This is a genomic window from Streptomyces sp. R28 (assembly GCF_041052385.1).
In the GTDB taxonomy this organism is placed as follows: Bacteria; Actinomycetota; Actinomycetes; order Streptomycetales; family Streptomycetaceae; genus Streptomyces.
In genome coordinates this window covers 3,762,836-3,774,723 of record NZ_CP163439.1, presented here as the reverse complement: position 1 = coordinate 3,774,723, position 11,888 = coordinate 3,762,836, and the positions used below count along the sequence as shown (strand labels likewise).

The following is an 11,888-nucleotide window of genomic DNA, read 5'->3' as shown; positions in this document are numbered from 1 at the left end:
GTCACCGGTGGGCGCCCCTTGGCTGTGGGAGGGGGCGTCAGCCCTTCAGCTCCGCCGCCACCAGCTCCGCGATCTGCACCGCGTTCAGCGCGGCCCCCTTGCGGAGGTTGTCGTTGGAGAGGAAGAGGGCGAGGCCGTGCTCGACCGTCTCGTCGGTGCGGATGCGGCCGACGTACGCCGGGTCCTGACCGGCCGCCTGGAGCGGGGTCGGGACGTCGGTGAGGGCCACACCGGGGGCGCCGGCCAGCAGCTCCTTGGCGCGCTCGACGCTGATCGGGCGGGCGAAGCGGGCGTTGACCTGGAGGGAGTGGCCGGCGAAGACCGGGACACGGACGCAGGTGCCGGAGACCTTCAGCTCGGGGATCTCCAGGATCTTGCGGGACTCGTGGCGGAGCTTCTGCTCCTCGTCGGTCTCGTTCAGGCCGTCGTCGACGATCGAGCCGGCCATCGGCAGGACGTTGTACGCGATCGGGGCCACGTACTTGTTCGGCTCGGGGAACTCCGCCGCCGAGCCGTCGTGGGTCAGCTTGGGCGCGTCGTCGCCGACCTTCTTGACCTGCTCGAACAGCTCGTCCACGCCGGCCAGACCGGAGCCGGACACCGCCTGGTAGGTGGCGACGACCAGCGCCTGAAGACCCGCCTCGGCGTGCAGCGGCTTCAGCACCGGCATCGCTGCCATCGTCGTGCAGTTCGGGTTGGCGATGATGCCCTTGGGGCGGTCGGCGATCGCGTGCGGGTTCACCTCGGAGACGACCAGCGGAACCTCGGGGTCGCGGCGCCAGGCGGAGGAGTTGTCGATCACCACGGCGCCCTGCGCGGCGACCTTCGGCGCCAGGGCCTTCGAGGTCGAGCCGCCCGCCGAGAACAGGACGATGTCCAGACCGGAGTAGTCGGCCGTGGCCGCGTCCTCCACCGTCACGCCGTCCAGGACCGTCCCCGCCGAACGGGCCGAGGCGAACAGGCGCAGCTCCGTGAGCGGGAAGTCACGCTCCGCGAGGATCCTGCGCATGACCGTGCCGACCTGACCGGTGGCTCCGACGATTCCGACCCTCACGGTGACTCCCTCTTCGTCTCTTCGCGTGCATGTCTTTACGTGCATGTTGCTTGGCCGAGGCTTTTCCATCATGCGGCCCACCCCGGCCCGCGTGTCCAATTGTTTGCGTCCGGTGGTCGATCCTTGGGACGCGACAGACCGGTCGACGGTACCGGAAATCCGGCTTTCACCCCCGCTGAGCTGGAGAAATTCGTCCGACGGGGGTCCCGCACCGCAAGCTCGCCTGCCCGCCGCCCACCGAGCCACACGGCGGTGTGACGTACGCCTCTGTCCGGTACCGGGGAAATCCCGCCGAACCCGTCGAACGTTTTGGCCCGCACCGGCGTCATAGGCACAACACGGCGAGGGGAGGGGTGGCTGTGCTGCGCAGAAAGGCCCGCCGCGACCAGGGGGGCGGTGCCGTCCAGGACGTACCGGACGACCCGCTGGACGCGGCCCAGGAGCGTCGGGTGCGGGCGGTGCTCGCGCTGGGCGGGGTGCCGCAGGCGGACCTGCTGGACGGGGTACAGCAGGTCCGCCTGCGGCTGCTGGAGCGGGCCGCGAGCGGGCGGGAGGCGCCGCGGGACGTCTCGGCGTGGGCGGCGGTCGTCGCCTCCAACCTCGCCATGGACTGGCACCGGGCCAAGAAGCGCCAGGAGCGGATCGGGGAGCGGCTCGCCTCCCTGCGCCAGCTCGAACACCCTTCCGGCGAGGACACCAGCCTGCTCTCCCTCGCCGTCGCCCAGGGCCTGGACGAACTGCCCGACGCCCAGCGCCAGGTCCTCGTCCTGCGCTTCTACGCCGACCTGTCGGTGCGCGGGATCGCCGAGGAGCTCGGCATCCCGGAGGGCACGGTCAAGAGCAGGCTGCACACGGCGGTACGGGCTCTGCGCGCCCGCCTGCACGAGGACGAGGTGGTGTGACGTGACCGCCGAGAACGAAAGCCGTAACGGTCGCGACGGATACGACGGCTACGACGGCCGTACCGGCGTCGACGCGCTGATGGCCGCGATCACCGGCGAACCGCTGCCGGACGAGACGCGCGCGGACGCCGCCTTCATGGCCGAGCACCGGGCGGCTGCCGCCGATGTGGCGCTGTTGCGGGAGCAGCTGGGGCTCATCGGTGAGGCCCTCGCCGAGCCGGACCAGGCCCAGGCCCAGGCCCCGGCCCAGTCCCCCGAGCCCGTTCCCCCACGACGCCCTTCCCGCGTCCGGCGGCGTGCGTTCACCCTGGCCTTCGGCACCCTCGCGGTGGCCGCCGTCGCTTCCGTGGTGACCGGCCTGGGCTGGCTGGTGTCGCAGGGCGGGGACGCAGGCCTCTCCTCGGGAGGCAGCGCCGACCAGGCGAGCTCCAAGGAGGCTGGCCCCGACTTCGCCAACCCCCTCTACCTCGCCTGCGCCCGCCTGGTCGCCGAGGGAGACGTCACCGCCGTGGAGCCGCTGCCCGGGACGGCACAGGAGCGGATCACACTGCGGGTGACCCGCTTCTACCAGCCGGAGAAGAGCAAGGAAGACGAGGTGACCTTCTTGATGGAGGAGGGCGTCGTCCACAAGGGCGAACACATCCTGGTCGGCATCCAGCGGCATGCCGCGGCAGCGGACGTCTGGGCTGTCGGCGAGAAGGACATCGCCCTCGAACGGGCCTGGATCACCGACTCGCTGTCCGAGGCGGGCAGGCCCACCTGCGAATGACGAAGGGCGGGCGCCCGTACGGACGCCCGCCCCATGGTCGTACCAGCGATTACGGCGTGACCTTCTCGATCTTCACGCTGCCCAGGCCCGCGACCGTGCCGCGCGCGTTCAGCAGCTGGACCTGGCCGAAGAACTCGCGGCCCTCCGGCGCGGCCGCCTGCGCGGTGGCGGTGCCCGTGACGGTGGCCGAGGCACCCGTGCCGAGCTTCACCGGCGACTCGTCGACGGTGACGCTGCCGAGCGCGGCGGAGAAGAACACGTCCAGGTAGTCGTACGCCGTCGAGCCGGACGGCACCGAGTAGCCGACGACCTCGATGCTGTACTTTCCGGCGGCCGGCTTCGCGACCGAGACCGCCTCCTCCGAGTCACCGTCGGCGGAGCTGCCGACCTGGGCGCCGGACGCGTCCTTCACCACCAGGTCGAGGTCCGCGGCCGCGTCGGAGACGTTGCCGATGGAGACGTCCAGCGACGTGGCGCCCGCGGGCACCTCGACCGTGGTGGTCTGCGTGACGCCCTCGGCGATGGTCGGACGCGCCGTCTTCGACGAGCCGAGCGGGCCGCCGGCCAGCTTGCCGTCGATCGCGGCGTAGTTGTTGGTCACCTTCCAGGAGGCGGCGGCCGGGGTGCCGACCTTGGCCTCGGGGACGGTCACGGTCTCCGGGTCGAAGGCCGCGCCCAGGATGGTGACGTCCAGCGTGTACGGGTTGTCGAGCAGCGGCGACGTACGGCGCGACTCGACCTCGATCTCCCAGACGCCGGGCTGCGGGTCGGCGTAGGCACGCACGTCCGGCTTGCAGCCGTTGCCGGCGAGGTAGTTGTTGTAGCAGTACGGCGTACCGGTGTTGTCGGACGGGGTGCCGTACGGGTGGATGGCGATGAACCGCGTCTGGCTCTTGTCCTTCAGCCCGCCGATCGCGACCTCCAGCGACTTCGCGCCCTCGGGGACGGTCACGAAGTACGACTTGTTGCTGTTGCGCTGCACCGAACCGGCCGCCGAGTAGGTGTACTTCAGCGGGGCCGAGACCACGACCGTGTTGAGGACCTGCTTGTCGATGCCCTCGGTGCGCGGGTCGTCGACCTCCAGGATCGCGCTCTTGACGCCGGCCGAGGACGGCTTGGCGGCGACCTGGACGGTGACCGGCTTGTTCAGGCCGAGGCTGATCTCGTCGGAGCCGACGATCCGGAAGGTGTCACCGGCGTTGTTCTCCAGGTGCAGCTCGTGCCGGATCGCCTTGTCCGCGCCGGACGTACGCGTGATCGTGACGTCGTACGTCTTCTTCTGGCCGGCCTTCAGGCCGCCCTCGCGGTCGTAGACGCCCGTGCCGAAGCCCGGGGTCTTCAGGAGCTGGTCGATCGCGGTGTCGACTGGTGCCTTGACCGTGTACTCGTTGGCGGTGGCGCCGTCACGGATCGAGTCCCAGGCGTCCTCGATGTTGATGAGCCCGGCACCTTCCTCGTACGCCTGCACACCCTTGATGTGATCGGCGGTCGAGGTGAGCGCGGTGCGCAGCTTGGCCGGCGTCAGGGCGATGCCCTTCTGCTTGGCGGCGCTCAGCAGCAGCGCGGACGCGCCCGCCGCCTGCGGGGACGCCATCGAGGTGCCCTGGAGCATGCCGTAGCCGGCCGGGAGCGAGTAGCCGGCCTCGGCGACCGGGGCGCCCGGCAGCCAGGTCTGGATGGTGTTGATCGCGGCGCCCGGCGCGGAGAGCGTCGGGGTGAAGCCGCCGTCCTCACGCGGGCCGCGCGAGGAGAACGGCATCATCGCGTACGACTTCTGCACGGCCGAGCCGTAGTTGGCGGCCCACGTCTCCTTGGAGATGGTCGCGCCGACCGAGATGACCTTGTCGGCCAGGCCCGGGTCGCCGATGGTGTTGGCGCCGGGGCCGGAGTTGCCGGCCGAGATGACCAGTTGGACGCCGTAGGTGTCGATGAGCCGCGTGTACAGCTCGGCGCGGGCGTTGTTGCCGTCGTTCAGCGCCGGGAGGCCGCCGATGGACATGTTGACGATGTCGACGCCGCGGTTGACGACGAGGTCGATCATGCCCTCGGTGAGCGCGACGTTGGTGCAGCCGCCGGTCCAGGTGCAGGCACGGGAGGCGACGAGCTTCGCGCCCGGGGCCGCGCCGTTCATCTTGCCGCCGAACAGGCCGTTCGCGGCGGTGATGCCGGCGACGTGGGTGCCGTGCTCGGACTCGATGACGCCGATGTTGACGAAGTCGGACTTCTTGCCGACCCAGTCGCCGCCCAGCGGGTCCATCGGCACGTCCTTGCGGATCTGCACGACGAACGGTTGCCGCTCGGCGACGTCCGTGGACGGGTTGTCGGTGCCGAAGTAGCCGATCTGGAAGCCGTCCTTGTACGGCTTCATCGGGGTGTCGTCACCGAAGTCGTTGTTGTTGTTCAGGTCGACCCGGACGGTGCCGTTCGCGGCGTCGTACAGGACGCCCCAGGAGTCGGTCTTGTCGCCGTCGCGGTTGGCGTCGCCGGCCGCGTCCCCGCCGGTGGTGTACGACTCCAGGAAGGTGCTGACCTGGTACGAACCGGCAGGCGCGGTCCAGGTCTTGCCGCCGTAGGCGAAGGTGGGCCCGGAGACCGAGGTCACCATCGGGCGCCAGGTGCGGTCGCTGTCGAGGAGCGGGTCGGTGGCGGTGACCCAGTCGACGATCTTCCGCTCGCCGGTCGAGGTCTTCTGCAGCGCCGGGTGACTGAGGTCGATGCCCGAGTCGAGGATGCCGATGGTGATGCCGCGGCCGTCCGACTTCGGGTGGTCCTCCACGAAGTCGACGGCGCCCGTCTCGAAGGACGGGTTGTACGGGTTCTCGGCCGGGGTGCTCTTGCTCGGACCCGTGTACGAGGTCGCGGCGGGCGCCGACTTCCTGGTGTCGACCGCGGGGTCGTCCAGGGGGATCTCCTCGCGCAGATCGATGCCGTGTACCGAGGAGAGCTTCGCGGCGGCGGCGATGGCCGAGTCGGCCTTGCCGGTGGGGACGGTGGCCCGGACGTAGCCGAGCTTGTCGTAGGTGCGGCCCACAGAGCCGACCGCGTCCAGCTGCCCGGCGACCTTCTCGGTCTGGCCGGGCGCGGTCGCGATCATCATCGTGACGTTCTTGTCGCCGTCGGCCTTGGCCTCGGCGAGCAGATCGGCGTCGTCCGAACCGAGCTTGTCGTGCGCGGACTTGACGCTCGGGTCCGTCGCGGCGGGCGCGGGGTCCACAGCCAGGGCCATGGGTATCGGCCCGGCCGCGGAGAGCGCGGCGACGAGACCTGCGGCCACGGCTATGCGGGCCGCGCGTCTCGCACCCGGCTTCGGTTCGCGCTGGGGGGTGAGGGTCATTGGCATCCCTTGTTGGTAAAGGAGCATGAGGCGTCCGGTATGCGACCCCGGACGACCGCACAGCCTTACGCAAGGGAAGGATGTTTGGGAAGAGTTGACCGAATCGAAATAGAGGGATGGGGGAAACCCCCTATGCAATTGGGGCGTCCGGAGCGAAAAGGGCAAGTCACCCGCAAGCCGAATAATCACCTGCCCGATGCGGCCCCGGCCGTTTAACGTCCGTACGTGCGGAAGAACTTGAGGGTGGCGGCCTACGCCATTTGCGTACGTGACGGACAACTCCTCCTCGCGCGGTCCCCGGCGCCCGGCGGCGGCTTCGAGTGGGTCCTGCCCGGCGGCGGCATGGAACACGGTGAGGATCCCTACGACACGGTCGTGCGGGAGGTGGAGGAGGAGACCGGCTACGTCGTCGAACCCACCGGCCTGCTCGGCATGGACTCCTTCCACCGCCTCTTCCCGGGCCGCAGCCTCCGCCGGGGCGTGGACCACCACGGCGTACGGCTGGTCTACGAGGCACAGATCACCGGCGGCGAACTGCGCTACGAGACGAACGGCTCCACGGACATGGCGGCCTGGCATCCGCTCGACGCGGTGCCCGACCTGACCCTGGTCCCCATGGTCGAGAAGGGCCTGGCGCTGTGGCGTGAGCGTCCGGCGACGGGACGGGTACCCCGGAAAATGAACACTGAGTGACCGCGTTCCGGCCGTTGAAGGAGCGGCCGTGAACGCGGAAGGTAGTACAAGATCCACGTACGGTGATCGGCGCTGCCCGTTGCCGTCATGTTCATGCACAGGTCATCCCCGGTGCCAACGATCCACAGTGAGCGGGATGTTCGCCTCGGCGACCACCCGCGACCACTGCCGACGCGTTCGCACTCGGGGAGATCGCGCCATGTCGCGCATACGCTCTGTCGCCAGCTCCGCGCTGGGGATCCACCGCCGTACCCTGCTCGCCGCCACCGGAGCGGTGACCCTCTCCGCCGGCGTCGGCTACGCCCTGCGGCCCACCGAAAGCCAGGCCGCCACCACCACGAGCCCCGCGAGCGCACCGGGCGCCGGCGCGGGCAACGCCGCCGCCGAGGCGCCCGTCGGCGCCTCCCGCAAGGTGCCGGTCGCGCTCGCGCCGTACACCCGCGGCACCACCCTCACCTCGGTCGCCGCCCCGCGCGGCACCTCCGGCTACCGGCGGCTCGGCCACGGTCCCGGCTGGAAGCGGGTCGTCCGCGAGAACCTGACGGCGGCCAAGTCGGGGCGCGAGAGCCGGCGTACGGCGCTCGCCGCCTTCGTGCAGCTCACCGACCTGCACCTGATCGACGCCCAGCACCCGCTGCGGCTGGAGTACCTGCGCTCGACCGACGTGCACGCCTGGCGGCCGCAGGAGGCGCTCACCGTGCCGGGCGCCGTCGCGCTCGTCGAGCGGATCAACGCGCTGCGGGGCGCCCCCGTCACCGGTGCCCCGTTCCACTTCGCCATGACCACCGGCGACAACACGGACAACAACGCCAAGTCCGAGCTGGAGTGGTTCCTGACGGTGATGAGCGGCGGCCGCGTCACCCCGAACACCGGTGACCCGCGCAGCTACGAGGGCGTCCAGAACAGCGGCCTGAAGCTGTACTGGCAGGCCGACGACAGCGTCCGCGACGCCGACAAGCAGCTCGGCTTCCCGCTCATCGACGGCTTCCTCGCCGCCGCGGTCCGTGAACTGCGCAGCCCCGGCCTGAACATCCCCTGGTACTCGACGGTCGGCAACCACGACGCGATGCCGCTCGGCACCTACGCCTCGCACAGCGACTCCTATCTGACCGACCTCGCCGTCGGCGGCAAGAAGCTGATGAACGTGTCGGCGGGCGACGCCAAGAAGCTCCAGGACTCCCTCAAGCAGGACAAGGACCCGAGGGGCACCGTCTTCAAGGACTTCCTCAAGGCCCACGCCCGCTCGATGCGCTCGGTCACGCCGGACGAGAGCCGGGCCCCGTTCACGCCCAGGGACTATCTGCGGGCCCACCTGAACCCGGCCCACCGCGGCCTCGGCCCGGTCGGGCACGGCTACTCGACGGCCAACCTGGACGCGAACACCCAGTACTACAGCTTCCGCATCGCCGAGGACGTCATCGGCATCAGCCTCGACACCACCGACCCCGGCGGCCACTACGAAGGGTCCATCGGGGCGGCCCAGTTCAACTGGCTGGACCGGACGCTGCGGGAGAACAAGGACTCGTACGCGATCATCTTCAGCCATCACACCAGCGAGACGATGGGCAACCTCCGCCGCGACCCGGCCCGCCCGAACGAGCGGCGCGTGGGCGGCGCCGAGGTGGTCGAGCTCCTCACCGGTCACCGCAACGTCCTCGCCTGGGTGAACGGCCACATCCACAAGAACGTCATCACCCCGCGCTCCGGCGCCGGCGGCGGCTCCTTCTGGGAGATCTCCACCGCCTCCCACGTCGACTTCCCCCAACTCGCCCGGATCATCGAGGTGGTGGACAACAAGGACGGCACGCTCTCGCTCTTCACCACCCTGATCGAGTCCTCGGCCCCGCACACCACGGACTTCACGGACCTCTCCCAGACGGGCCTGGCCGCCCTCTACCGCGAGCTGTCCTTCAACGCGCCGGGCGCCCGGTCGACGCTGGCGGGTGACCGGAAGGACCGCAACACCGAGCTGGTGTTGAAGAAGGGCTGAAAACACCTCAACCGCGATGGCCACGAGGCCACCCGAAGGGCCCTGCAGGCGGCCGTTGCCGACGGTGTGCCCGGGGTGACGGCGACGGCGCGGGACGGCCGTCGTCCCCGTTACCCGGCCGCCCCTGCCGCAGCCCAGCAGCCGCGCCTACTCCAAGCTGGCGGAGACGGCGACGGGGCCGACGTACGACGTCACGGAACTGAACCCGTCCGTGGCGTACGGCTCCGGCGCAGTGGTCTCCAGCGCACCACCGCAAGCTGAGCTGCGGCGTCCACGTCTGGGGATACGGCGGCGGCATCCTGTCAGTAGAAGCGGAAAAGATCAGTGGAAAAGGTCGGTAATCGAGAGGACTCGGACACGAAGCGCCGTGTTCATCCGTATGTAACGTCCGTACCGCCTCATATCGGCTAACCCGCACTTCACGGGGGATGGCTTGATTTGGCTGCAAGGCGGGTGATCGTGTGCGCGCGGAACACGGACTGCGTGTGCTGTCGGTCTACGACGGCTTCTTCTCCGGCGGAGCCCGGATCGTTCACAGTGATGTGGTGCTGGGGCTCATGGAGGGCGGCCAGCACCACCAGGTGCTGAGTATTCACGGCGAGGTACACCGGGAGGCCACCCGGCAGCGGATGGAGGACGACGCCTGCTACCGGTCGCTGACCGCGGCGGGGGCGGGCGTCACCTCGCTGGGCCGGGTCCAGGGAGGTGGTCGGATTCCAGTCACCTTCAACGGGCCGGAGCTGGCCGAGACCGCGCGGGCCATGGCCGGGGCCGACGTGATCCTCTCCCTCAAGGAGCAGCCGCTGGCCCTCCTCAACCAGGCGGGCCTGCCACGCCGCCCGGTCGTGGTCTGTCTGCACCGCTCGGACCCGGAGAACCAGGGCTCGTCCCTGGCCGACCTCAAGGCCGCCATCGCCGACGGCACGGTGGCGGCCTGCGTCTGCTGCGCGGAGTCGACGCGGGCCGCGTACGAGGCCGCCGGCATCCCGTCCGACCTGCTCCACGTGATCCCGAACGGCGTGGACCTGTTCCGCTTCCGCCCCGACCCGGCGCGCAGACTGGCCCTGCGCACGGATCTCGGCATCGACCACCAGGCGCCGGTGGTGGTCTACGCCGCCCGGTACGACGCGATGAAGAACGTCCCCCTCTTCCTGCGGGCCGCCGCAGCCTGGCTGCGCCGCACCCCCAACGGTCACGTCCTGATGTGCGGCGCCGGCATGACGGCGGCCAACCCGAGGCTCGACGCCGACATCCGGGCCGCGCTCGGACACGGGCACGACAGGCGCCGCCTGCACCTCCTCGGCGTCCGGGGCGACATGGAGACCGTCTACGCCGGTGCCGACGTGGTCGCCCTCACCTCGACCTGGGGCGAGGCGGCGCCCCTGTGCCTGATCGAGGGCATGATGTGCGGGGCCGTACCCGTGACCACCGACGTCGGCGACAGCGCGGCGATCGTGGCCGGGCGCGGAATCGTCACGGCACCGCACCCCGAGGTGATCGCCCGCGCCTGGACGACCGCGGTCGTCGACCGCGCCGCCTACGCCCCGGCCCTGGCGGCGAGCCGCGAGCTCTTCAGCCGCACCCGCATGATCGCCTCCTACGCGGCCCTCATCGACCGTCTGCACGCGGGGTCGGCGCGCCCCGCCTTGCGGGAGCCGCACTGACGGGAGTCGCCGGACCGCCGCCGAGCCCCTGCGGCATCAGGCCCCCGCACTGCTCGATCGCCTCGCGCAGATGGCGTACCGCTTCCTGCACCGCGCCGTCCGCGAGGTTGCCGTAGCCGAGGACCAGGCCGTGCTCGGCGTGGTCCTCGGTGGCGTGGTAGGCGGTGAGGTCGGCGATGCGCAGTGACCGGGCGGCCGCCGCGGTGACCACGGCCGCGGTGTCCACGGTGCGGGGCAGGCGGAGGATGAGGTGGAGGCCGGCCGCGATGCCGGAGACCGGGGCTCCGGGCAGTTGCCGGGCGAGGGCCTGGACGAGTGCGTCGCGGCGGTCGCGGTAGCGCTTCCGGCAGGCCCGCAGGTGACGGTCGTAGGCGCCCGACTCCAGCAGTTCGGCGAAGGCCAGCTGGTCGAGCGTCGGGGGCTGGGCCGCCGTCTGGTCGGACCGGTGCAGGTGCTGGGTCCAGCGGGTCGGTGCCACGATCCACCCGATGCCGAGCGCCGGGGACAGTATCTTGCTGAGCGACTTGAACAGGACGACGCGAGACGGGGCCATTCCCTGCAGGGCCGCGACCGGACGCCGGTCGTAGCGGAACTCCGCGTCGTAGTCGTCCTCCAGTACGACGCCGTCCACCTGGCGCGCCCACCGCAGCAGGGCGGCGCGCCGCTCGGGGGCGAGCACGGTGCCCAGCGGGAACTGGTGCGCCGGGCTCGTCAGTACGGCCCGTAGGCCGGTGTGTCCGACGAGGTCGTCGACGCACAGGCCCCCGCCGTCCGTGCGCACGGGCACCGCGTCCAGACCGGCGGCGCGGATCACCTCACGCAGCCGTGTCCAGCCCGGTTCCTCGCAACCGACCGCGGTGATGCCTTCGGCGCGCAGGGCGTGGCAGACGCGCCGTACTCCGTCGGTCACGCTCGTGCACACCGTCACGTCCTCCGGGGTCGCGGTGACGCCGCGGGAGCGGCCCAGGTAGGCGACGAGCGTCCGCCTGAGCCGCGGGTGACCGCCGGGCGGCGGGTAGCCGAGCTCCGTGAACGCCGTGGTGGTCACCTGTGCCCGTACGGCCTCGGCCCACCGGCGGCGTGGAAACACGCGCAGGTCCGGCAGACCCGGACCGAGGTCGAAGAGCGCCTCGGCAGCCCGGCGCGGTGCGCGGCGCCCGGAACCGGCGTCGGGGACGTTCGTCCAGCGCACCCGGGTGGCGGAGCCGGTCTGCGCCTCCAGATATCCCTCGGCGACGAGCTGGCTGTACGCCTCGGTGACCGCCCAGCGCGAACAGCCGAGGTCGGTGGCGAGCCGGCGACTGGGCGGCAGGGCGGTGCCGACCTCGAGACGCCCGTCCCTGATCGCCGTGCGCAGCGCCCGCTTCACCCGCTCGTGCAGCGGGCCCTCGCCGGGCTGCCCCAGCTGAAGCAGAAGATCGCCCGCCAGATTGGTCTGTGATTCCCGCATGCCATTGGACGGTATCAGCGAGCCATTGCTGG

8 protein-coding genes and 1 pseudogene are annotated in these 11,888 nt (G+C 71.0%); 6 read left to right on the top strand and 3 right to left on the bottom strand.

What is annotated here, in order from left to right; all coding sequences use genetic code 11:
• Positions 1-37: 37 nt before the first annotated feature.
• A complete protein-coding gene (locus AB5J49_RS16625; RefSeq protein ID WP_369169413.1) occupies positions 38-1,054 on the bottom strand; it encodes an aspartate-semialdehyde dehydrogenase in 1,017 nt (338 codons plus the stop codon).
• Positions 1,055-1,413: 359 nt separating this feature from the next.
• On the opposite strand from AB5J49_RS16625, the gene AB5J49_RS16620 reads away from it, so the two are divergent.
• On the top strand, positions 1,414-1,956 hold the full coding sequence (locus AB5J49_RS16620) for an RNA polymerase sigma factor (protein ID WP_369169412.1): 543 nt from the start codon (positions 1,414-1,416) through the stop codon (positions 1,954-1,956).
• 1 nt (position 1,957) lies between these two features.
• The gene (locus tag AB5J49_RS16615) at positions 1,958-2,725 is read left to right on the top strand and encodes a hypothetical protein (protein ID WP_369169411.1); all 768 of its coding nucleotides are present in this window, start codon (positions 1,958-1,960) and stop codon (positions 2,723-2,725) included.
• A 49-nt stretch (positions 2,726-2,774) separates the two neighbouring features.
• Here the strand turns inward: AB5J49_RS16615 and AB5J49_RS16610 are convergent, their stop codons facing one another.
• Positions 2,775-6,059: a S8 family serine peptidase gene (locus tag AB5J49_RS16610; RefSeq protein WP_369169410.1), complete on the bottom strand. Its 3,285-nt coding sequence runs from the start codon at positions 6,057-6,059 to the stop codon at positions 2,775-2,777.
• Between the two features lie 225 nt (positions 6,060-6,284).
• Between AB5J49_RS16610 and AB5J49_RS16605 the strand changes: the two genes are divergently transcribed.
• The 4 genes and pseudogenes from AB5J49_RS16605 to AB5J49_RS16590 all read left to right on the top strand — a co-directional run bounded on the left by AB5J49_RS16605 (position 6,285) and on the right by AB5J49_RS16590 (position 10,406).
• The gene (locus AB5J49_RS16605) at positions 6,285-6,752 is read left to right on the top strand and encodes an NUDIX hydrolase (protein ID WP_369169409.1); all 468 of its coding nucleotides are present in this window, start codon (positions 6,285-6,287) and stop codon (positions 6,750-6,752) included.
• 199 nt (positions 6,753-6,951) lie between these two features.
• Positions 6,952-8,742 carry a TIGR03767 family metallophosphoesterase gene (locus AB5J49_RS16600; RefSeq protein WP_369169408.1) on the top strand — a complete coding sequence of 597 codons (1,791 nt, stop codon included), beginning with the start codon at positions 6,952-6,954 and terminating at the stop codon, positions 8,740-8,742.
• Between the two features lie 103 nt (positions 8,743-8,845).
• A pseudogene (locus AB5J49_RS16595) lies at positions 8,846-9,041 on the top strand (peptidase); the annotation flags it as partial.
• Between the two features lie 186 nt (positions 9,042-9,227).
• Positions 9,228-10,406, top strand: coding sequence for a glycosyltransferase (locus AB5J49_RS16590; protein ID WP_369175156.1), 1,179 nt, complete (start codon positions 9,228-9,230; stop codon positions 10,404-10,406).
• Here AB5J49_RS16590 and AB5J49_RS16585 read toward each other — a convergent pair.
• Positions 10,351-11,856 carry a PLP-dependent aminotransferase family protein gene (locus tag AB5J49_RS16585; RefSeq protein WP_369169407.1) on the bottom strand — a complete coding sequence of 502 codons (1,506 nt, stop codon included), beginning with the start codon at positions 11,854-11,856 and terminating at the stop codon, positions 10,351-10,353. The genes AB5J49_RS16590 and AB5J49_RS16585 overlap by 56 nt on opposite strands.
• Positions 11,857-11,888 lie beyond the last annotated feature (32 nt).